Consider the following 21,433-nt stretch of genomic DNA (forward strand, 5'->3'; position numbering starts at 1 on the left):
TCGATCAGGAAGGCTGCGGAGGCGGCCACCAGGAGAGGGAACCGCTTATGTCTAACCAAGCGTCAGGCCAGGGATCGGATCAGGTCGTGGCAGAATTCGATTGCTCGGACATCGACCAGTATCTCGGCAAAGTGATCGATTCGTCGCCCATCCGCGAGCCCTTGGGAAACAACGACATCCGCCGCTGGGCCCAGGCCATGCATTATCCCAATCTCGTTCACTTCGACCCGGCCTATGCCGCCGAAAGCCGCTACGGAAAGTTGGTCGCGCCGCAAAGCTTTCCTATCGTCATGGACGACGGCCACGGCACGGCACCTTCCTGTGTCGGCTGCATACCGAATTCGCACCTGCTCTTCGGCGGCGATGAGTTCTGGCATTATGGCCCGCGCATCTTCGGCGGCGATGTCGTGACCAATGAACGCATTCCCTTTGATTACGTCGTCAAGAGCACCGGTTTCGGGCCGACCTGCTTCCAGCGCGGAGACAACTTCTACCGCAATCAGAACGGCGAACTGATCGCCAAGCAGCGCTCGACCGCCATCCGCTACCTCGCCCATGCCGGCGGCGACACCGTCAACACGGCGGAGTTCGAGGAACCGGAATGGTCGGATGACGAACTGGAGAAGCTCGAAGCCCGCAAGTTCGCATGGATTCAGATGTTGCACGAGCTTGGCCACAAGGAGCGCTGGTGGGATGATGTGAAAGTGGGCGACCATCTGCCCGAACGCGTCTTCGGTCCGCATACGGTCGCGAGCTTCACGACCGAATGGCGTTCCTTCCTGTTCACCACCTGGGGGACGCTCGACCGGCGCGAACTCGATCTTGCGGCCTTGGGCTTCACACCGGAGATGGCCGGGCATGAAAACGATCCCCACATGGAGCGGATCAATCCCGAACTGACGGATGGTGCCTATTTCGGCCCGTCGCGTGGGCATCTCTTCCCGAAATATGCGCGCAAGATCGGCATGCCGCGGGCATACGGATATGGCGCCTCGATGGGGGCGTGGGTTACCGACTATCTGGCGGGCTGGGCCGGGGAATGGGGCATGGTGGTGCACTCCACAGCCAATTACCGGGGCCCGGCACTTTCGGGAGATGTGACCATTCAGACCGCCGAAGTGGTCGATACGATGATCGATGACGAGGGTCGCCATCTGGTGCAGGTCAAGCACAAGATGACCAATCAGAAGGGCACGCTCATGTGCGCGGGCCTGGCGGAGATTGCCTTGCCGAAACGGCCCGGCTGATTACGCTTCCGTTGAGCTATGTCACTCGCGGCCCGAAACGATTGTCGCCGCGGGTTCCCGGCCAAGTCAGCAGCGCGAGGTAAGCAAGGCCGAAAGCGGGCAGAATCGCCCAATCCACCCAGTGGAAGATGCTTTCGGCCATTGCCCTGGCGTCCCATCCGAGGCTGCGCTGGAGGATCTCCAGCAGCAGCAGGCGCAGCGCGCCGATCATGAGAGCCAGTGTCCACCAACCGCTGAGGCCGATATCGTGGAAGCGCCGTACCGCAAGCGCCGGCGCCGGCAGGACGCAGACAAGGACCAGTGCGAGGCCGATCCACGAGGTGAGGGGGCCTTCCATGACCCAGGACACGAGGCCGGAAAGGAGCGCCGCGATGAGCGCGGCGGACATCAGGTAGATCCATACCTCGCTTCGCCGCGAGCGTCCCGACGGCGTAAGGCTCAGCCGAAGCGTTCGCCCGATGGCGTGAAGGGGATGGTCCTTCATCAGGGCAACGGCTCTCCGCCGTGACCGTGGCTGGCAAGGTCGAGGCCGGCCAGTTCGGCGTCTTCGGACACGCGCATCGGGAAGAGGAGGGAGGCCATGAGGGCAACGATCGCTGTCGCCATTCCCGACCAGAAAATCACGATGGCGAGTGCATATAATTGTGCAATAAGCTGCGTTTTCATGGACATGTCGCCGAAATATCCGATGCCTCCGAGGCTCGGGGAAAGAAACAAGCCGAGCAGCAGGGAGCCCAGAATACCGCAGGCTCCGGACACTGCGAAAACATCCAGAGTGTCGTCGACGTTGAGGGCCTCGCGGATCAGGCGGCGCGTCGGAAACCCCGTCAGCGCCCCGAGGACGCCGAAAAGCATGGCGGCGCCAGGTGAGATGTAGCCTGCCGCGGGTGCACTGACGGCCATGCCGGCTATGACGCCTTTACCCAGGCCAATGGCCGTGACCCGACCGATGGACAGTCGCTCGAGGCCGGCCCAGGTCAGGGCCGCGGCCGCGATGGCGAGGTGGGCCGCGATCATCGCCGCCGCCGCATCGTCATTGGCGGCAACAGCCCAGCCTCCGCATAGACCCAGAGCGCCGATCCAGACGATCGCGCTGCCGGAGAGCGCGAGCGCCGGGTTTTGTGGTCTGCCCGACTGACCCGGAAAACCCAGCCTGCGCCCCATGAGGAGGGCGACGACGAGTGCAGAGACACCCGCGCTGGTAAAGGTCACGAGACCGCCGGCCCAGTCCAGCACACCCAGATTTCGCGAGAGCCAGCCACCGCCCCAGATCCAGTGGGCAATCGGGGCTTGGACAACCAGGGTCCAGAGCGCGCTGAAAGTGACTACCCAGCCGAAGCGGGCACGTTCGGCCCAAGCTCCGATCATGAGGGCCGGCCCCAGCGCGGCCACGGCGATCTGGAACAGGGCGAAGGCGCTTTCGGCAGTTCGGGTTCCGCCCCGCAAGTTGCCAAGCTCGATCAGCATCCAGGCATTGCCGCCACCGATCCATCCGCCGGTAATGTCGCCGAATGCAAGCGTATATCCCACCAGGCCCCAGAGCAGCGTCACCACCGCCGAGACCGCGGCGGTCTGGATGAGCACCGAAAGCCCATTGCGCGCCCGCACGCTGCCGGAATTGTGGAGGGCAAGGCCGAGCCCGGCGAAAAGCACCAGACAGGCTGCTGCGATCATCCAGGCCGTATCGCCGCTGTCGGCGAAGTCGGTACGGCCATCCTGCGCCATGGCGGCCACCGGCATGGCTGCCGGCAGAGCGAGAAAGGGCAAGAGCCCGCGCTTCGTCATCGATTGTCCCCATCGGCGTGCCTGGATCGTCGCGCGCCGGAAATCGGTCTAAAGCAGCAAATTGGCTGCACACAAGGGGTTGTACCTGAGGGATTTCCCGCAAAGCCGACTCGGGCTTGTTCGGATGGGTCTCGATCGTTCGCGAAAGATCGGAGGTATCACCGGCAGGGCAATGTCCCGAAAGCCTTGGTTTCATTGCGCATTGGATGTCCGCGGTATCTTGCAAATCCGCTGAGATTGGCTCGGCTAATCATTGAAATAACGAAATAAAAAGCCATCGTCATGTGCCGCTGAAAGCGCCCGATCACATTTGTGATCCAAACTCGGGCAACCTGTTTTCGATCCGACAGTTTAAGCCTTCCGCACTTTCCGGCCGTCCACAGGGCTGGGGTAAGAAACCTTGAAGACCTGTGCGGCTAGAGGGTATGAAATGACCATGTTTCCTCGAAAAGTTCGACAGTCGGCTTTGGCCGCTTGTGCAGTCGCTCTCTGCACCCTGGCCGGCGCTGCCCATGCGGCAGATGACGACAAAGTGCCCTATTGGGCATCGGTGGATACCGATCTCGCGAATTTGCGCGTGGGGCCGGGTGAATCCTACAAGATCGATTGGGTCTATCGCCGTCTCCACTTGCCCGTGAAAGTGCTGCGACGGGAAGGGCCGTGGAGACTCGTGGAAGACCCTGACGGCGCCAAAGGCTGGATGCGCGATCTCCTGCTCTCCCGCCAGCGCTCTGCGCTGGTGAAAGGTCCTGGGCGCAAGGCTCTGGTCGAAATGCATGCGGCGCCCAGTTCCGCTTCGCCCATGCTCTGGCGCATGGAATCGGGCGTGGTCGGCGTGCTGGGTGACTGCAAGGAGGGATGGTGCCCCTTCGATGTTCAGGGGCACAAGGGTTTCGTGGAGCAGGAGATGCTCTGGGGCGCGGGCGCGCCCTGAACTGAGGCCGGTAAACGGCTGGGAATAAAAGAAAACCCCCGCCGCAAGGACGGGGGTTTCTTTTATGCTGTAAGAACGGTCAGGCCAGTTCGATCGCCACGGCCGTCGCCTCGCCGCCGCCGATGCAGAGCGACGCAACGCCCTTCTTCAGGCCCTTGTCCTTGAGGGCGTTGATGAGCGTGACGATGATGCGGGTTCCCGACGCGCCGATCGGGTGGCCGAGTGCGGTGGCGCCGCCGTGGATGTTGACCTTGTCATGCGGGATGCCCAGGTCGTGCATCGCGAACATGGCCACGCAGGCGAAGGCCTCGTTGACTTCGAACAGATCGACGTCCGAGAGCTGCCAGCCCACCTTTTCCATCAGCTTGGTGATGGCGCCCACCGGTGCCGTGGTGAACTTCGCAGGCTCCTGCGCATGAGCAGCGACGCCGACGACGGTGGCGACGGGCGTCAGGCCCTTTTCCGCGGCAACGCTGGCGCGGGTCATGACGACCGCGGCCGCACCGTCCGAGATGGAGCTGGAGCTGGCGGCGGTGATCGTACCGTCCTTGGCGAAGGCAGCGCGCAAGGTGCGGATCTTGTCGGGATTGCCCTTGGGCGGCTGCTCGTCGCTGTCGATCACGATGTCGCCCTTGCGGGTCTTCACGGTGACCGGAACGACTTCGTCCTTGAACGATCCGTTGTTGATCGCCTCCTGCGCGCGGCGCAGCGATTCGATGGAGTAATCGTCCTGGTTCTCACGCGTGAGCTGGTATTCGTCGGCCGTCACCTGGGCGAACGAGCCCATCGATCCGCCTTCGTAGGCATCTTCCAGGCCGTCGAGGAACATGTGGTCGTAAAGCGTGTCGTGGCCGGCGCGGGCACCCGAACGGTGCTTCTTCGAGAGATACGGCGCATTGGTCATCGATTCCATGCCGCCGGCAATCAGCAGGTCGAGCGAACCGGAGGCAAGCGCTTCCGCGCCCATGATGACCGTCTGCATGCCCGAGCCGCAGACCTTGTTCACGGTGGTGGCCTGGACCGACTTCGGCAGGCCGGCCTTCAATGCGGCCTGGCGGGCAGGGGCCTGGCCGAGACCGGCCGGCAGCACGCAGCCCATGTAGATGCGTTCGATGTCCTCACCCGCAACGCCTGCGCGTTCCACCGCAGCCTTGACGGCGGTTGCGCCGAGATCGGTCGCCGAAACTTCGGCGAGAGCGCCCTGGAGTCCACCCATCGGGGTGCGGGCGTAGGAAAGAATGACAATCGGGTCCGAAGCCGAGATCTGGGCCATTATTATGATGCCTTTCACGCGTTGAAAATCAGGTATCCTTGAAGACGACGTAGTGTTGCACTGCACCAATTGCAATTGGCGAGTCCGCCCGAACAAGCACGATCATGCTTCATCCCTGTGGCGGTTCGGGGTCATCCATTGCGCCGATTTTCGCAAGTCCGATGCAGAAACTTGCATGGGTGCCTCCAAGGGGGGCTTTGCCATTGAAATTGGCCAATCTCGCGGCTTCTGCGGGTTTCGCCGTGATGCGGCACGGTAACGAAGCATGTCGCCTCCAGTGCTTGTTGCGAACGACTTGCAACACCGCAGAGTTCAGCCATTTATTCCCTTCGGACACCTTGCAGAGGGGGAGGGGCTGGCCTAAGAGCGCCCGCAACGACCGGGCACTGCTTTTGGCATGAGTCCGGCTGCCGTATCCGGTATGAGGCCAGAACCATTGACTGATCTGTCACAATACCTGCCGATCCTGATCTTTCTCGCGATTGCACTCGCGCTTTCGTCGGTGATCGTGCTGCTGCCGATGGGTGTCGCCCGTCTGACCGGCACCCACAACCCGAGCGCCGACAAGAACAGCGAGTACGAATGCGGCTTCCCCGCTTTCGAAGATCCGCGCAGCCAGTTCGACGTCCGCTTCTATCTCGTGGCGATCCTTTTCATCGTCTTCGACCTTGAAGCCGCTTTCCTGTTCCCCTGGGCCGTCTCGCTGAAGATGACCGGTTGGGCTGGATGGCTGACGATGATGGTGTTCCTCGGCGAACTGGCCATCGGCCTCGCCTACGCATGGAAGAAGGGAGCTCTGGACTGGGAATGAGCACGCTCGTCAATTCCGCCGGTCAGCCTCTCGCTCCGGCCGCTAGCCAGGGTGGCGCGATCACGCCGCCCGATCAGTCCTTTTTTAAGGACCTCAACCAGGAAGTGTCCGACAAGGGCTTCCTCGTCACTTCGACCGAGGAACTCTTCCAGTGGGCCCGTACCGGCTCGCTGTGGTGGATGACCTTCGGCCTCGCCTGCTGCGCGGTCGAGATGATCCACGTCAACATGCCCCGCTACGACATGGAGCGCTTCGGCGCCGCGCCGCGCGCTTCCCCGCGCCAGTCGGACGTGATGATCGTGGCCGGCACGCTGTGCAACAAGATGGCCCCGGCACTCCGCAAGGTCTACGACCAGATGTCGGACCCGAAGTACGTCATCTCGATGGGCTCGTGCGCCAACGGCGGCGGCTACTATCACTATAGCTACAGCGTCGTGCGCGGCTGCGACCGCATCGTTCCGGTCGACATCTACGTGCCGGGCTGCCCTCCGACCGCGGAGGCGCTGCTCTACGGCGTGATGCAGTTGCAGCGCAAGATCCGCCGCGCCGGCACGCTCGAGAGGTAAGGGCACGATGACCGTTCTGCATTCCGCCCCCAAGTTCGCCTCGAACGACGGCGTGATCGAGGCTCTTTCGGCCGCGCTCGGTGACGTGGTCGTTGCTGCCAAGGAAGAGCACGGCGAAGTCGTGCTCACCGTTGCACGCGACCAGATCGAGAACGTTCTTCGCCTGCTGCGTGACCATCACGAATACCAGCAGCTGATGGAAATGGCCGGCGTCGACTATCCGTCGCGGGCCGAGCGTTTCGAAGTCGTCTACATGCTGCTTTCGGTGACGAAGAACCATCGCATCATGGTGAAGGTTTCGGCTGCCGAGAACACGCCAGTGCCGACCGTGACCACGCTGTGGCCCAACGCGGGCTGGCTCGAGCGCGAAGTGTTCGACATGTACGGTGTGATCTTCGCCGGCAACCCGGACCTGCGCCGCATCCTGACCGACTACGGTTTCGAAGGCCACCCGTTCCGCAAGGACTTCCCGCTGACCGGCTATGTCGAACTGCGCTATTCCGAAGAGGACAAGCGCGTCGTCTATGAGCCCGTCAAGCTGGCCCAGGACTTGCGCCAGTTCGACTTCATGAGCCCCTGGGAAGGCGCGGAATACGTGCTTCCCGGCGACGAGAAGGTTGCCCAGCAGCCGGCTCCGCCGCCCGTGGCCGAACCGAAGACGACCGAGAAGAAGGCCGATACCGGCGCCGGTGACAAGGCGAACGACAAGGCCGCTCAGCCGTCCGGCGACAAGTCCGAAAAGGGAGACGACAAGTGAGCATCCAGCTCGAGCAGTCGCCGACCACCGGCGATGAAGTCATCACCAACTACACGATCAACTTCGGTCCGCAGCACCCTGCGGCCCACGGCGTTCTGCGCATGGTCATGGAACTCGATGGCGAGATCATCGAGCGCATCGATCCGCACGTCGGCCTGCTGCACCGCGGCACCGAGAAGCTGATCGAGCACAAGACCTACCTCCAGGCGCTGCCGTATTTCGACCGCCTGGACTATTGCTCGCCGCTGGCCATGGAACATTCCTATGTCCTGGCGATCGAGAAGATGCTCAACCTCGAAGTGCCGATCCGCGCGCAGTATCTGCGCGTGCTGTTCGCCGAGCTGACCCGCATCTGCAACCACATGCTCAACATCGGCTCGCACGTCATGGACGTGGGTGCGATGACCCCGAACCTGTGGCTGTTCGAAATTCGCGAGGACTGCCTCAACTTCTTCGAACGCGCATCGGGCGCCCGCATGCACTCGGCCTGGTTCCGCCCCGGCGGCGTCCACCAGGACGTGCCGCTCAAGCTGCTGACCGACATCGCCGACTGGCTCGACACGCGCCTGCCGACGCTGTTCGAGGACGCGATGAGCCTCGTGGTCGACAACCGCATCTTCAAGCAACGCAATGTCGACATCGCGCTGGTGAGCAAGGAAGACGCGCTGGCCTGGGGCTTCTCCGGCCCGATGATCCGCGGCGCGGGCATTCCCTGGGATATCCGCAAGGCGCAGCCTTACGATGTCTATGACCGCATGGACTTCGAGATCCCTGTCGGCACCAACTCGGACTGCTACGACCGCTTCATGGTCCGCGTCGAGGAAGTGCGCCAGTCGGCTCGCATCATGAAGCAGTGCCTGGCAGAGATGCCGGAAGGCCCGATCGCTTCCGATGACCGCAAGGTCGTTCCGCCCAAGCGCGGCGAGATGAAGCAGTCGATGGAATCGCTGATCCATCACTTCAAGCTCTACACCGAAGGCTTCCATGTGCCTGCCGGTGAAGTCTATGTCGCCACGGAAAGCCCGAAGGGTGAATTCGGCGTCTATCTCGTGTCGGACGGCTCCAACAAGCCGTACCGCTGCAAGATCCGCCCCACCGCCTTCTCGCACCTCCAGGCGATGGACTTCATGTCGAAGGGTCACATGCTGCCTGACGCGACCGCCATTCTCGGCGCCATCGACGTCGTGTTCGGGGAGTGCGACCGTTGAGCCGTCTCGCCATCGCAGAGGCCATGATCGCCGCCTACAATGCGCAGGACGCCGATCTCTACGTGACCTACATGACCGACGAAGCCTGCGAAGCGAACTATCGCGGCGCAGTCGTTCGTGAGGGCAGGGAAGGTACGCGCTCGGGTCTCAAGACGGCTTTCGCCAAGTGGCCGGAAAACCGGGCCGAGATCGTTTCGCGCGAAGAGACCGACAACTACGTCGTCCTTCGCGAGCACGTCACGCGCGGGCCGGCCACGGACGGTTCCGATCTCGTCGAGCCTTTCGATGTCCTCGCTGTCTACAGCTTCGAGGGCGACAAGTGCTCGCGCGTAGAATTCATCCGGTGAGGGAGCTCGTTCGATGAAGTTCAACACGCTCGAATTGACCCGCATCTGGGCCGCGGTGACCGGCGTTTCGCTGGCGCTGTGGTACTTTGCCGCCGTCTATCTCGACCTCCAGCCTACGGCGCTGCTGCCGATGCTGGTGACCGCGATCGGCGGTTTCGAATTGTTTCTTTTCGGCCAGGACCAGTGGCTGAAGCGCAGGGGTAAGCATGGCTGACCGCTATATCGAACCCGACTCGCCCGAACTTCGGGCCCGTTGGGGCAATTTCACCTGGACCGCCGAGAACGCCGAAAAGGCGAAGGATGTCGTGTCCCGCTATCCCGAAGGGCGCCAGCGCTCGGCGGTGATGCCGTTGCTCGACCTCGCCCAGCGCCAGGTCGGCGCCGAGCTGAACACGCAGGGCTGGTTGCCGATCCCGGTGATGGAATATATCGCCGCCTATCTCGACATGCCGGTCATCCGCGTGGTCGAGGTCGCGTCGTTCTACACCATGTACAACATCGCGCCGATCGGCCGTTTCCACGTCCAGGTCTGCGGCACCACGCCTTGCATGCTGCGCGGGTCGGACGATCTGCTGGCCACCTGCAAGTCGCGCGGGATGAAGAAGGGCCACATTTCGGAGGACGGCATGTGGTCGTTCACCGAGGTCGAGTGCATGGGCAACTGCGCCTCGGCACCGATGGTCCAGATCAACGACGACAACTACGAAGACCTGACGTCGGACCGCCTGAACGCGGTTCTCGATGCTCTGGTGCGTGGTGAAACGCCAAAGGCCGGCACCCAGGATCCCGCCCGTCACACGGTGGAACCGGTGGGCGAGCCGACCAATCTGGCCGCGATGACTACGTCCAATCATGACTATCGGAGTGAGTGGTAATGGCTCTCGCCGACAAGGACCGCATCTTCACCAACCTCTATGGCTATCAGCCGTGGAACCTGAAGGAAGCGCAGGCGCGCGGCGCCTGGGACAACACCAAGGCGCTGATCGAACGCGGCCGTGATGCTATCATCGACGAGATGAAGGCTTCGGGCCTGCGCGGTCGCGGCGGTGCTGGCTTCCCGACTGGCATGAAGTGGTCCTTCATGCCCAAGCAGCCGCCGCTCGACCAGGCCGGCAACCCGAAGCCCAGCTTCCTCGTGATCAACGCAGACGAATCCGAACCGGGTTCGTGCAAGGATCGCGAGATCATGCGGCACGATCCGCACCTGCTGTTCGAAGGCGCGCTCGTCGCGGGCTTCGCCATGGGTGCGCGCGCGGCCTACATCTACATTCGCGGCGAATATATCCGCGAAGCAGAGACCCTGTTCGCGGCGCGTGAAGAGGCTTACGCGGCCGGTCTGCTGGGTAAAAACGCCTGCGGTTCGGGCTACGATTTCGACGTCTTCGTCCATCGCGGCGCCGGCGCCTACATCTGCGGCGAAGAAACCGCGATGATCGAGAGCCTCGAAGGCAAGAAGGGCCAGCCTCGCCTGAAGCCGCCGTTCCCGGCAGGTGCAGGTCTCTATGGCTGCCCGACCACGGTCAACAACGTCGAATCCATCGCCGTCGCCCCGACCATCCTGCGTCGCGGTGCGGCGTGGTTCTCCAGCTTCGGCCGTGAGAACAACAAGGGCACCAAGCTCTTCCAGATCAGCGGGCACGTGAACCGTCCCTGCGTGGTCGAGGAAGAGATGTCGATCCCGTTCAGCGAGCTGATCGAACGTCACTGCGGCGGCATTCGCGGCGGCAAGGACAACCTGCTGGCGGTGATCCCCGGCGGTTCGTCGGTTCCGCTGGTTCCGGCTGCCGACATCTGGGACGCGCCGATGGACTTCGACGGTCTGAAGGCGGTCGGCTCGGGCCTCGGCACCGCGGCCGTCATCGTCATGGACAAGTCCACCGACATCGTCCGCGCCATCAGCCGCATCTCGTACTTCTACAAGCACGAGTCCTGCGGCCAGTGCACCCCTTGCCGCGAAGGCACGGGCTGGATGTGGCGCGTGATGGAGCGCCTGCGCACCGGTGATGCTGAAGTCGAGGAGATCGACATGCTGCAGCAGGTGACCAAGCAGGTCGAAGGCCACACCATCTGCGCCCTGGGCGATGCGGCCGCATGGCCGATCCAGGGCCTGATCAAGCACTTCCGTCCGGAGCTTGAGCGCCGGATCGCCGATAACGTCCGCGAGGCTGCCGAGTAATGCCCAAGGTCAAAGTCGATGGCGTCGAGATCGACGTCCCCAACGGCGCAACCGTGCTGCAGGCCTGCGAGCTTGCCGGCAAGGAAATCCCGCGCTTCTGCTATCACGAACGCCTGAGCATCGCCGGCAATTGCCGCATGTGCCTGGTCGAAGTGAAGCCCGGACCGCCCAAGCCCCAGGCTTCGTGCGCGCTTCCGGCCACCGAAGGCCAGGAGATCCGCACGGACTCCGAAATGGTCAAGAAGGCGCGGGAAGGGGTGATGGAGTTCCTCCTCATCAACCACCCGCTCGACTGCCCGATCTGCGATCAGGGTGGCGAGTGCGACCTTCAGGACCAGTCGGTGGCCTACGGTCGCGGGGCTTCGCGCTATGACGAGAACAAGCGCGCCGTCACCGAAAAGTACATGGGCCCGCTCATCAAGACCCAGATGACGCGCTGCATTCACTGCACCCGCTGCGTGCGTTTCTCGGAAGAGATCGCCGGCGTGGACGAGATCGGCGCGCTCTATCGCGGCGAGAACATGCAGATCACCACTTATCTCGAACATGCTGCAAAGCACGAGATGTCGGCCAATGTGATCGACCTCTGCCCGGTCGGTGCGCTCACCTCGCGTCCCTACGCTTTCGAAGCTCGTCCCTGGGAGCTCAAGAAGACGCTGGGCATCGACGTGTCTGACGCCACTGGCGCCAACATCCGTATCGATGCGCGCGGCCGCGAAGTGCTGCGTGTGCTTCCTCGTAACAACGACGACGTCAACGAGGAATGGATCAGCGACAAGGCGCGCTACATGGTCGACGGGCTTACAAAGCGCCGTCTCGACAAGCCGTTCCTGCGCCGTGACGGCAAGCTCGTCGCGGTCAGCTGGAACGAGGCGTTTGCCGCCATCGCCACGTTGAACCCGGGCAACTCGATCGCCGCCGTCGCTGGCGACATGGTCGATTGCGAAACGATGTTCGCCGCCAAGAAGCTGGTCGGCGCGCTCGGTTCGACGCTCATCGAAGGTCGCCAGACCGGGATGGACTATGCGACGGGCAGCCTGGCCGCCGTCAATTTCAACTCCACCTTCTCGGGCATCGAGACGGCGGACGCGATCCTGATCGCCGGCAGCAACGTGCGTTGGGAAGCCCCGCTGCTCAACGTTCGCCTGCGCAAGGCGGTGAAGCGCGGCGCCAAGGTGTTCCTGGTCGGTCCCGAGTGGGAAACCACGTTCGGTGGCCAGTTCCTGGGCGAAGACCTCTCGGTTCTCGGCAATCTGCCGCAGAACGTCGTCGATGCCCTGTCGAACGCCAAGCGTCCGGCAGTCATCCTCGGCGGTGCGGCGCTCGGCCGCGGCGGTCTGGAAGCCGGTCTTGCGCTGGCAGGCCAGTTCAACCTCGTTCGTGATCTCGAAGACGGCACCAAGTGGAACGGCTTCAACGTCCTCCACATGGCGGCCTCGCGCATGGGCGGCCTGATGCTCGGCTACGCGCAGAAGGGCGGCATCGCCGACCTCGTCGCCGCCAAGCCCAAGGTCCTGATCGCGCTCGGCGCCGATGAAGTGGACTTCACCCAGTTCGCCGGTTCGATGATCGTCTATATCGGTCACCACGGCGACAAGGGCGCCCACGCGGCCGACGTGATCCTGCCGGCCTCGGCCTACACCGAGAAGGCAGGCACTTACGTCAATACCGAGGGCCGGGTGCAGTGGGCCGACAAGGGCGTGTTCGCGCCGGGCGACGCCCGGGAAGACTGGACCATCCTGCGCGCCCTTGCCGACGCTTTCGGCGTCTCGGTCGGGTTCGACAGCTTCGATCAACTGCGCAACGCAATGATCGCGGAAGTTCCTGCACTTGGCAGCGAGGGTCTTGCTGACTACGGGAGCGTTCTGCCGAACGGTGGCGGTTCCGCTGCCGGCCAGATCGCCTATCCGATCAAGGACTTCTACATGACCAACCCGATCGCCCGCGCGAGCGCGGTCATGCAGCGTTGCTCGGCCGAACTGCTCCACGGTGAAGACCTGGCGGAGGCCGCGGAATGACCGCATTCTTCCAGAATCTCGGGATGAGCTTCGAGTGGGCATGGTTCGTGTCCACCGTCTGCGGCATCCTGCTCATCGCGCTGCCGCTGATGCTGGCCGTCGCCATGATCATCTATGTCGACCGCAAGATCTGGGCTGCCATGGCGCTGCGCCGCGGTCCCAACGTGGTCGGCCCGTTCGGTCTGCTCCAGTCCTTCGCGGACGGTTTGAAGGTCTTCCTTCAGGAAACCATCGTTCCTTCGGCTGCGAACAAGGGCCTGTTCCTGATCGCGCCGATCGTGACTTTCACGCTGGCGCTGCTCTCCTGGGCGGTGATCCCGTTCAACTCGGGCGCGATCCTGGCCAACATCAACATCGGCCTGCTCTACATCCTCGCGATCAGCTCGCTGGGTGTCTACGGTACGATCATGGCGGGCTGGGCTTCGAACTCGAAGTACCCGTTCTTCTCGGCCATGCGCGCTTCGGCGCAGATGATTTCCTATGAAGTCTCGATCGGCTTCATCCTGATCTGCGTCGTTCTCTGGGCGGGCACGTTCAACATGAACGACATCGTCTGGGCGCAGAAGGGCCACGTCTTCGGCATCATCAACGGCTTCGTCGCGAACCCGCTGCTGTTCCCGATGTGGGTGATGTTCCTTATCTCGAGCCTTGCGGAAACCCAGCGCGCCCCCTTCGACCTTGCCGAAGCGGAATCGGAACTCGTTGCCGGCTACCAGACCGAATATTCGTCGATGGCTTTCGCTGCCTACTGGCTGGGCGAATATGCCAACGTGCTCCTGATGTGCGCGCTCAACGCGACGCTGTTCTGGGGCGGATGGCTGCCGCCGCTCGACATTCCCGTTCTGTACCTCGTGCCGGGCTTCGTTTGGTTCCTGCTCAAGGTCTTCTTCTTCTTCTTCGTGTTCAGCTGGATCAAGGCCACCGTTCCCCGGTACCGCTATGACCAGTTGATGCGTCTGGGCTGGAAGGTCTTCCTGCCCGTATCGCTGCTGTTCGTCGTAATCGTCAGCGGCTACCTCATGGCTACCGGACACTTCGCATGACCGTCGGACAACTCATAAAGAGCTTCACGCTCTGGGAGTTCGTGAAGGCGCATTGGCTGACCTTGAAGTACTTCTTCAAGCCCAAGGCGACGATCAACTACCCCTTCGAGAAGAACCCGCTTTCGCCCCGCTTCCGCGGCGAGCACGCCCTTCGTCGTTATCCCAACGGCGAGGAACGCTGCATCGCCTGCAAGCTTTGCGAAGCGATCTGCCCGGCGCAGGCGATCACGATCGAGGCCGCACCGCGTGTCGACGGTTCGCGCCGCACCACGCGCTATGACATCGACATGACGAAGTGCATCTACTGCGGTTTCTGCCAGGAAGCCTGCCCGGTCGATGCCATCGTCGAGGGGCCGAACTTCGAATATGCGACCGAAACGCGCGAAGAACTGCTCTACGACAAGGCCAAGCTACTGGCGAACGGGGACAAGTGGGAGCGTGCTATCGCCGCGAACCTTGAAGCCGACGCACCGTACCGATAGGGGGCCGCGGACATGATCCAGACTTTAGCCTTCTACCTCTTCGCAGTACTCACGATCGCTTCGGCGGCCGCGACCATCCTGTCCCGTAACCCGGTGCATTCGGTGCTGTTCCTGATCCTGGCGTTCTTCAACGCCGCCGGGCTCATGATGCTCACCGGCGCCGAGTTCATCGCCATGCTGCTGATCATCGTCTACGTCGGCGCGGTCGCGGTGCTGTTCCTCTTCGTCGTCATGATGCTCGACATCGACTTCGCCGAGCTGCGCGCGGGCTTCGTCAAGAACTTCCCGTTGGGCATGCTGGTCGCCATCGTGCTCCTGGCCGAGATGGTGCTGGGCCTTGGCGCCTACAAGGCCGGCGCGCTGAACCTCGGTACGCCGGACGGCACGGCGGTAACGCCGGCAGGCGCTTCCAATATCGAGGCGATCGGCGGACTGCTCTACAGCCGCTACTTGTTCCTGTTCGAGGCGGCCGGCCTGATCCTGCTCGTCGCGATGGTTGGTGCCATCGTCCTGACTCACCGTCAGCGCGGCGATACGCGCGGCCAGAAGGTCAGCAAGCAGATCGCGCGTCGTCCCGATGAGGCGACCGTCAACGTCAAGCCCGAAGTCGGCAAGGGGGTTTCGCTGTGATCGGCGTCGAACATTACGTGGTCGTGAGCTCGATCCTCTTCGTGCTCGGCGTCCTCGGCATTTTCCTCAACCGCAAGAACGTCATCGTTCTGCTCATGGCGATCGAACTGATCCTGCTTGCGGTCAACATCAACCTCGTCGCGTTCAGCGCAGCCCTGCACGACCTCACGGGTCAGATCTTCGCGATGTTCGTGCTGACGGTCGCTGCCGGCGAGGCCGCAGTGGGGCTCGCAATCCTCGTGATCTATTTCCGCGGCCGCGGCAGCATCGCTGTCGACGACGTCAACCGGATGAAGGGATAAGGCCTTGCACCCGATCCTATTCATCGTCTTCCTGCCGTTACTGGCAGCGATCATCGCCGGGCTGGGCAACAAACAGCTGGGCAATGTTCCCGCAAAGGTCCTGACGACCGGCGCGCTGTTCATTGCCTGCGCGCTCAGCTGGCCGATTTTCATCGGCTTTCTCACCGGTAGCGCCGAAGCCAGCGTCATTCCGGTGCTCAAGTGGGTCCAGTCGGGCGCCATGAGCTGGGACTGGTCGCTGCGCGTGGACTCGCTCACTGCAGTCATGCTCGTGGTCGTCACTTCGGTATCTGCGCTCGTGCACCTCTATTCCTGGGGCTACATGAGCGAGGAGCCGGATCAGCCGCGCTTCTTCGCCTATCTGTCGCTGTTCACGTTCGCCATGCTCATGCTGGTGACCGCGAACAACCTGGTGCAGATGTTCTTCGGTTGGGAAGGCGTCGGCCTGGCCTCGTACCTCCTGATCGGCTTCTGGTTCCGCAAGCCTTCGGCCGGCGCCGCCGCGATCAAGGCCTTCGTGGTCAACCGCGTCGGCGACCTTGGCTTCATGCTCGGCATCTTCGGCTGCTACCTGGTGTTCGGCACCGTTTCGATCCCCGAGATCCTGAACGCCGCGCCCAGCATGGCCGCATCGACGATCGGCTTCCTCGGCTACCGCTTCGACACGATGACGGTGATCTGCATCCTGCTGTTCATCGGTGCGATGGGAAAGTCGGCGCAGCTCGGCCTGCACACCTGGCTTCCGGACGCGATGGAAGGCCCGACCCCCGTGTCGGCGCTGATCCACGCGGCCACGATGGTCACCGCCGGTGTCTTCATGGTCTGCCGCCTGTCGCCGCTGTTCGAAACCAGCGAGACGGCGATGCACTTCATCGCATTCATCGGTGCCTGCACCTGCTTCTTCGCGGCCACCGTCGGCTGCACGCAGTGGGACATCAAGCGCGTCATCGCCTATTCGACCTGCTCGCAGCTCGGCTACATGTTCTTCGCAACCGGTGTCGGCGCTTATGGCGCGGCCATGTTCCACCTGTTCACGCACGCGTTCTTCAAGGCGCTGCTGTTCCTGGGGGCAGGGTCGGTCATCCACTCGATGCACCACGAACAGGACATGCGTTTCTACGGCGCGCTGCGTAAGCACATCCCGATCACCTTCTGGACGATGACCGCGGGTACGCTGGCCATCACCGGCGTCGGTATCGCGGGCTTCGTGGGCTTCGCAGGCTTCTATTCGAAGGATGCAATCCTCGAGGCGGCCTTCGGTTCGGGCACGGCAGTGGGCGGTTTCGCCTTCTGGATGGGTATCGCAGCCGCGCTCATGACGAGCTTCTATTCGTGGCGCCTGGTCTTCCTGACCTTCTTCGGCAAGCCGCGCTGGATCCAGTCGGAGCACATCCAGCACGCCGTTCACGATGCCCACGGCCATGGTCACGACGATCATGCGCATGACGCACACGGTCACGGTTCTGCCGCTGAAGAAGATGCGGGCGAGAGCACGGATCACCATGATGCCCATGCCCATGCCGCACCTGCGCTGGGCGTGAGCGGACCGAACTATGACACGCATGGCGACGGTACGGGTGGCTACCATCCGCACGAGAGCCCGCTGGTAATGCTTGTGCCGCTGATCGTCCTTGCGATCGGCGCCGTGGCTGCGGGCTTCGTCTTCCAGCACGCCTTCGTCTCCGAGGGGACCGGCGAATTCTGGAAGGGCGCCCTGGTCTTCCACGAGCACCTGATCCACGCCATGCACGGCGTGCCGACCTGGGTGAAGTGGGCACCGTTCACGGTGATGGCGCTGGGCCTGCTGACGGCATGGTACGGCTACATCAAGAACCTCTCGTTCCCCAAGGCAGTCGCCGAACAGCTCGGGCCGGTCTACACCTTCGTGTACCGCAAGTGGATGTTCGACGAGCTTTACAACGCCATCTTCGTCCGTCCGGCTTTCTGGCTCGGCAAGGTGTTCTGGAAGGTCCTGGATATCGGCGTGATCGACAAGTTCGGTCCCGACGGTGCGGCCTGGGTCGTCGCCAGGGGTTCGACTTACGCGCAGAAGGTCCAGTCGGGCTATCTGTACAGCTACGCACTTGTCATGCTGCTGGGCCTTGTCGGCGCCATCAGCTGGGTGATCGCGGGATAAGATGATGAGTGGTTTTCCGATCCTCAGTCTGATGTTGCTGGTGCCGCTCGCGGCGGCACTGGCGTGTCTTTACCTTGATGCCAAATCGGCACGCATGGTGGCGCTTCTCGCCACCCTTGCGAACCTTGCCCTTGGCGTCGTCCTCTGGATGAACTTCGACGTCGGCGGCGCGCAGTGGCAGTTCCAGGAACGGCACGAGCTGTTCTCCGGCTTCTCCTACGCCCTTGGCATCGATGGTATCGCGTTGCTCCTGATCGAGCTTTCCGTCTTCCTCATGCCGATCTGCATCGGCGCGAGCTGGAATTCGATCGAGAAGCGCGTGGGCGAATACATGGCGGCCTTCCTGCTCGTCGAAACGCTGATGATCGGCGTGTTCACGGCCCAGGATATCTTCCTGTTCTACATGTTCTTCGAAGCCGGCCTCATCCCGATGTACCTGATCATCGGCATCTGGGGCGGCGCGGATCGCATCTACGCCTCGTACAAGTTCTTCCTCTATACGCTGCTCGGCTCGGTGCTGATGCTCGTGGCGATGTTGTGGATGGTCCACACCGCCGGCACGACGTTCGTCCCGACGTTGATGACTTACGACTTCGATCCGCAAGCCCAGACCTGGCTCTGGCTCGCCTTCTTCGCCAGCTTCGCGGTGAAGATGCCGATGTGGCCGGTCCACACCTGGCTTCCGGCGGCGCACGTTCAGGCGCCGACCGCAGGCTCGGTGATCCTGGCGGGCGTGTTGCTGAAGATGGGTGGCTACGGCTTCATCCGCTTCTCGCTGCCGATGTTCCCTGAAGCCTCGGCCTACTTCGCGCCGCTGGTCTGGGGCCTGTCGATGGCCGCCGTCGTCATCACCTCGCTCATCGCGCTGGTGCAGGACGACATGAAGAAGCTGATCGCCTATTCGTCGGTCGCGCATATGGCGATCGTGACCATCGGTCTCTTCGCCTTCAATCCGCAGGGTCTCGAAGGCTCGATGCTGGTCATGCTCAGCCACGGCCTCGTTTCGGGCGCCTTGTTCCTCTGCGTCGGCATCATCTACGACCGTCTGCACACCCGTGAGATCGCCCGTTACGGCGGCCTTGCCATCAACATGCCGCGTTACGCGCTGTTCTTCCTGCTCTTCACGATGGCCTCGATCGGCCTTCCGGGCACCAGCGGTTTCGTCGGCGAATTCCTGAGCCTCGGCGGTATCTACCAGGTTTCGAGCTGGACGGCGCTGATCTGCACCACCGGTATCATCCTGGGCGCTGCCTACATGCTCTACCTCTATCGCCGTGTCGTCTTTGGCGACCAGAAGAATGCCGATGCCGCCGCCATGGCCGACCTCGACTTGCGTGAATACCTGATGGTGATCCCGCTCGGTCTCGCGGTGCTGTGGATGGGCGTCTACCCCGAGAGCTTCATCGCTCCGATGCGCGCAGACATTGCCGCGCTCGACGCCCGGCTCGCTCGCGCAAAGCCGGAAGGAGACGCCAAGTTGGCCATGGGCAAGGAAAAGCCTGCGCACGAAGAAGCCGCGCATGAGGGGGCACACTGATGGACTGGTCACAGTCGCTGCGCCTGATCGCGCCGGAAGAAACGCTGAGCATCGCAAGCCTCGTCTTGCTCCTGATGGCCGCCTGGGGCGGTGACAAGGCCGCAAAGCTGATCTCCGTTCTCGCCGTGGCGGCGCTCGTCGCCGCCGGTGTCCTCGTTGCCCCCGCGCTTTGCGGCGGTCACATGGGCGCTGACACTTCGGCCTTCTTCGGCCAATTCCGTGCCGACGCTTTCGCATCTTACGCCAAGATCCTGATCTACCTCTCGGCCGCCGTGTCATTGGTAGTAGCCCCGGCCTACTTCGACCGCTTCAAGGCGATGCGCGCGGAGTATCCGGTGCTGGTCCTGCTCGCCTCGCTGGGCATGGGCATGATGGTTTCGGCCACCGACCTGCTGACGCTCTACATCGGCCTCGAGATGAACTCGCTCGCGGCCTATGTGCTGGCGGCCTTCCTGCGCACCGACGGCCGTTCGGCTGAAGCGGGCCTCAAGTACTTCGTGCTGGGCGCGCTGGCTTCGGGCATCATGCTCTTCGGCATGAGCCTGACCTACGGTTTCGCCGGAACCACCTCGTTCGCCGGTATCAGCGCCTCGATGGCGCAGGGCCTCTCGAACGGCGCGCTGTTCGGCATCGTGTTCGTCTTTGCAGGTCTTGCCTTCAAGATCAGCGCCGTGCCGTTCCACATGTGGACGCCCGACGTCTATGAAGGCGCACCGACTCCGGTGACCACGCTCTTCGCCACGGCCCCGAAGGTCGCCGCAATGGGCCTGACCATGCGCGTTGCCATCGAAGCCTTCGGCGACCAGGCAGCCGCCTGGCAGCAGATCGTGGTCTTCGCGGCGCTTGCCTCGATCGTCGTCGGTGCTCTTGGCGCCATCGGCCAGTCGAACATCAAGCGACTGATGGCCTATTCCTCGATCAACAACGTCGGCTTCATGCTGGTTGGCCTTGCCGTGGCAACCCAGCAGGGCGTTTCGGCCATGCTGTTCTACCTCGCGATCTACGTCGCGATGTCGGTCGGCGGCTTCGTTGTGATCCTGATGCTCAAGGATGCCGACGGCAACCCCGTTGAGGATCTCGGCAAGATGGCCGGTCTGTCGCGCACCCGTCCGGGCCTGGCCCTGGCGCTGGCGATGGTCATGTTCAGCCTTGCCGGTATTCCGCCGATGTTCGGCTTCTGGGGCAAGTTCCTGGTCTTCAAGGCCGCTGTCGACGGTGGCATGATCGCTCTTGCGGCCATCGGCTTTGCGGCTTCCGTCATTGGCGCCTTCTACTATCTGAAGGTCGTCAAGGTCGTCTATTTCGACGAACCGGCCGATGTGGTGAAGGGCGAGAGCGATGTCTGGCACAAGCTGATCCTCGTGCTGGCCTGCATCTTCATCTCGCCGCTGGGCTATCTGGCCAGCAAGTGGCTGGGCGGGCTGGCTGACACGGCCGCAGCGGCCCTGTTCTCCGGCCTTTGATAGAGGTCGTAGAAGAGACCGCATCGACCAACGCGGACCTCGTTCGGCGCCTGGGCGCCGGCGAGGGGCTGGCGGAAGGTTACTGGCTGCGTGCGGTGCGACAGAGCGCCGGACGCGGCCGCCGCGGCCGGGAATGGTCCTCGCCCGAAGGCAATCTCTACGCCAGCACCGTCGTCGCGCTGAGAGCCGATGACCCCTGGGTTCACACCCTGGCTTTCGTCGCCGCGCTTTCCGTGCACGACCTCATGCTTTCGCAGCTTGGGGCTGGCGCGGATTGCCAGCTCAAGTGGCCGAACGACGTGCTGGTCGGCGGCGCCAAGATCTGCGGCATCCTGCTGGAGCGCAGGGGCGATCATGTGATCGTCGGGATCGGCGTCAACGTCGTCACGGCGCCGGAACTTGCTGACCGCGCGACAACGTCGGTCCGCAAGGCAAACCCTGAAAATCGCAGCGACGCACATACCGTTCTCGGCGATCTGGCAGACCGCTTCGCGGCGCGTCTTGCGCAGTGGCGCATGGAAGGACTGGCCTCGACGCTGGCCGACTGGACGCGTCATGCTCATCCTCCGGGAACGCCGCTCTTGGTGACGCTGGACGAGGAAGGGCTGCTGCCAGGTGCCTTTGCTGGGCTTGACCCGGACGGAGCATTGCGCTTGCGTCTGGCCGACGGGTCCCTACGTGTCGTTCACGCCGGTGACGTTTCGCTCGCCTGAAGGA

Annotated in this window: 22 protein-coding genes; 19 read left to right on the forward strand and 3 right to left on the reverse strand. The window is 63.1% G+C overall.

What is annotated here, in order from left to right:
* The first annotated feature begins 47 nt into the window (after positions 1 to 47).
* Positions 48 to 1,247, forward strand: a complete 1,200-nt coding sequence (locus tag ACZ1J6_RS10560) for an FAS1-like dehydratase domain-containing protein (RefSeq protein ID WP_431566598.1) — start codon at positions 48 to 50, stop codon at positions 1,245 to 1,247.
* Positions 1,248 to 1,263: 16 nt separating this feature from the next.
* Here the strand turns inward: ACZ1J6_RS10560 and ACZ1J6_RS10565 are convergent, their stop codons facing one another.
* Together ACZ1J6_RS10565 and ACZ1J6_RS10570 are read right to left on the reverse strand one after the other, a co-directional pair.
* Entirely contained in the window at positions 1,264 to 1,635 is a 372-nt protein-coding gene (locus tag ACZ1J6_RS10565; RefSeq protein ID WP_465128083.1) for a DUF805 domain-containing protein, read from the reverse strand.
* A gap of 95 nt (positions 1,636 to 1,730) precedes the next feature.
* Positions 1,731 to 3,032 (reverse strand): ammonium transporter, encoded by a 1,302-nt coding sequence (locus tag ACZ1J6_RS10570; RefSeq protein WP_431566600.1) that lies wholly within the window; start codon positions 3,030 to 3,032, stop codon positions 1,731 to 1,733.
* A 430-nt stretch (positions 3,033 to 3,462) separates the two neighbouring features.
* Here ACZ1J6_RS10570 and ACZ1J6_RS10575 point away from each other — a divergent pair, with 430 nt between their 5' ends.
* Positions 3,463 to 3,966 (forward strand): SH3 domain-containing protein, encoded by a 504-nt coding sequence (locus ACZ1J6_RS10575; protein WP_465128084.1) that lies wholly within the window; start codon positions 3,463 to 3,465, stop codon positions 3,964 to 3,966.
* Between the two features lie 79 nt (positions 3,967 to 4,045).
* Here the strand turns inward: ACZ1J6_RS10575 and ACZ1J6_RS10580 are convergent, their stop codons facing one another.
* Positions 4,046 to 5,239: an acetyl-CoA C-acyltransferase gene (locus ACZ1J6_RS10580; RefSeq protein WP_134092823.1), complete on the reverse strand. Its 1,194-nt coding sequence runs from the start codon at positions 5,237 to 5,239 to the stop codon at positions 4,046 to 4,048.
* A gap of 436 nt (positions 5,240 to 5,675) precedes the next feature.
* On the opposite strand from ACZ1J6_RS10580, the gene ACZ1J6_RS10585 reads away from it, so the two are divergent.
* From ACZ1J6_RS10585 to ACZ1J6_RS10665, 17 genes are read left to right on the forward strand one after another with little or no spacing between them, the layout of a single operon-like run.
* Entirely contained in the window at positions 5,676 to 6,050 is a 375-nt protein-coding gene (locus ACZ1J6_RS10585) for an NADH-quinone oxidoreductase subunit A (protein ID WP_132262557.1), read from the forward strand.
* Positions 6,047 to 6,616: a NuoB/complex I 20 kDa subunit family protein gene (locus ACZ1J6_RS10590; RefSeq protein ID WP_132262559.1), complete on the forward strand. Its 570-nt coding sequence runs from the start codon at positions 6,047 to 6,049 to the stop codon at positions 6,614 to 6,616. Before ACZ1J6_RS10585 ends, ACZ1J6_RS10590 begins: the two co-directional genes overlap by 4 nt.
* A 7-nt stretch (positions 6,617 to 6,623) precedes the next feature.
* Positions 6,624 to 7,373, forward strand: coding sequence for an NADH-quinone oxidoreductase subunit C (locus ACZ1J6_RS10595; RefSeq protein ID WP_431566602.1), 750 nt, complete (start codon positions 6,624 to 6,626; stop codon positions 7,371 to 7,373).
* Positions 7,370 to 8,581: an NADH-quinone oxidoreductase subunit D gene (locus ACZ1J6_RS10600; protein ID WP_132262562.1), complete on the forward strand. Its 1,212-nt coding sequence runs from the start codon at positions 7,370 to 7,372 to the stop codon at positions 8,579 to 8,581. Before ACZ1J6_RS10595 ends, ACZ1J6_RS10600 begins: the two co-directional genes overlap by 4 nt.
* Positions 8,578 to 8,928 carry a nuclear transport factor 2 family protein gene (locus ACZ1J6_RS10605; RefSeq protein ID WP_431566603.1) on the forward strand — a complete coding sequence of 117 codons (351 nt, stop codon included), beginning with the start codon at positions 8,578 to 8,580 and terminating at the stop codon, positions 8,926 to 8,928. Before ACZ1J6_RS10600 ends, ACZ1J6_RS10605 begins: the two co-directional genes overlap by 4 nt.
* A gap of 13 nt (positions 8,929 to 8,941) precedes the next feature.
* Positions 8,942 to 9,142 carry a hypothetical protein gene (locus ACZ1J6_RS10610; RefSeq protein WP_132262565.1) on the forward strand — a complete coding sequence of 67 codons (201 nt, stop codon included), beginning with the start codon at positions 8,942 to 8,944 and terminating at the stop codon, positions 9,140 to 9,142.
* Positions 9,135 to 9,803 (forward strand): complex I 24 kDa subunit family protein, encoded by a 669-nt coding sequence (locus ACZ1J6_RS10615; RefSeq protein ID WP_431566604.1) that lies wholly within the window; start codon positions 9,135 to 9,137, stop codon positions 9,801 to 9,803. The genes ACZ1J6_RS10610 and ACZ1J6_RS10615 overlap by 8 nt, the downstream gene beginning before the upstream one ends.
* Entirely contained in the window at positions 9,803 to 11,104 is a 1,302-nt protein-coding gene (gene nuoF / locus ACZ1J6_RS10620) for an NADH-quinone oxidoreductase subunit NuoF (protein ID WP_134092828.1), read from the forward strand. Before ACZ1J6_RS10615 ends, nuoF begins: the two co-directional genes overlap by 1 nt.
* Positions 11,104 to 13,122: an NADH-quinone oxidoreductase subunit NuoG gene (gene nuoG, locus ACZ1J6_RS10625; RefSeq protein WP_134092829.1), complete on the forward strand. Its 2,019-nt coding sequence runs from the start codon at positions 11,104 to 11,106 to the stop codon at positions 13,120 to 13,122. Before nuoF ends, nuoG begins: the two co-directional genes overlap by 1 nt.
* Complete coding sequence (gene nuoH / locus ACZ1J6_RS10630) at positions 13,119 to 14,165, forward strand: NADH-quinone oxidoreductase subunit NuoH (RefSeq protein WP_132262572.1); 1,047 nt, start codon at positions 13,119 to 13,121, stop codon at positions 14,163 to 14,165. Before nuoG ends, nuoH begins: the two co-directional genes overlap by 4 nt.
* Positions 14,162 to 14,647 carry an NADH-quinone oxidoreductase subunit NuoI gene (gene nuoI / locus ACZ1J6_RS10635; protein ID WP_132262574.1) on the forward strand — a complete coding sequence of 162 codons (486 nt, stop codon included), beginning with the start codon at positions 14,162 to 14,164 and terminating at the stop codon, positions 14,645 to 14,647. Before nuoH ends, nuoI begins: the two co-directional genes overlap by 4 nt.
* 12 nt (positions 14,648 to 14,659) lie before the next feature.
* Complete coding sequence (locus ACZ1J6_RS10640; protein ID WP_132262575.1) at positions 14,660 to 15,277, forward strand: NADH-quinone oxidoreductase subunit J; 618 nt, start codon at positions 14,660 to 14,662, stop codon at positions 15,275 to 15,277.
* Positions 15,274 to 15,579 (forward strand): NADH-quinone oxidoreductase subunit NuoK, encoded by a 306-nt coding sequence (gene nuoK, locus ACZ1J6_RS10645; RefSeq protein WP_132262577.1) that lies wholly within the window; start codon positions 15,274 to 15,276, stop codon positions 15,577 to 15,579. Before ACZ1J6_RS10640 ends, nuoK begins: the two co-directional genes overlap by 4 nt.
* A gap of 4 nt (positions 15,580 to 15,583) precedes the next feature.
* Positions 15,584 to 17,716: an NADH-quinone oxidoreductase subunit L gene (nuoL, locus tag ACZ1J6_RS10650; protein ID WP_431566605.1), complete on the forward strand. Its 2,133-nt coding sequence runs from the start codon at positions 15,584 to 15,586 to the stop codon at positions 17,714 to 17,716.
* A 4-nt stretch (positions 17,717 to 17,720) separates the two neighbouring features.
* Positions 17,721 to 19,253 (forward strand): NADH-quinone oxidoreductase subunit M, encoded by a 1,533-nt coding sequence (locus tag ACZ1J6_RS10655; protein WP_132262580.1) that lies wholly within the window; start codon positions 17,721 to 17,723, stop codon positions 19,251 to 19,253.
* Positions 19,253 to 20,716 carry an NADH-quinone oxidoreductase subunit NuoN gene (gene nuoN / locus ACZ1J6_RS10660; protein ID WP_134092833.1) on the forward strand — a complete coding sequence of 488 codons (1,464 nt, stop codon included), beginning with the start codon at positions 19,253 to 19,255 and terminating at the stop codon, positions 20,714 to 20,716. The genes ACZ1J6_RS10655 and nuoN overlap by 1 nt, the downstream gene beginning before the upstream one ends.
* Positions 20,713 to 21,429 carry a biotin--[acetyl-CoA-carboxylase] ligase gene (locus ACZ1J6_RS10665; RefSeq protein ID WP_431566606.1) on the forward strand — a complete coding sequence of 239 codons (717 nt, stop codon included), beginning with the start codon at positions 20,713 to 20,715 and terminating at the stop codon, positions 21,427 to 21,429. Before nuoN ends, ACZ1J6_RS10665 begins: the two co-directional genes overlap by 4 nt.
* The last annotated feature ends 4 nt before the right edge of the window (positions 21,430 to 21,433 follow it).

This window comes from Novosphingobium sp. BL-S-21 (assembly GCF_055521655.1).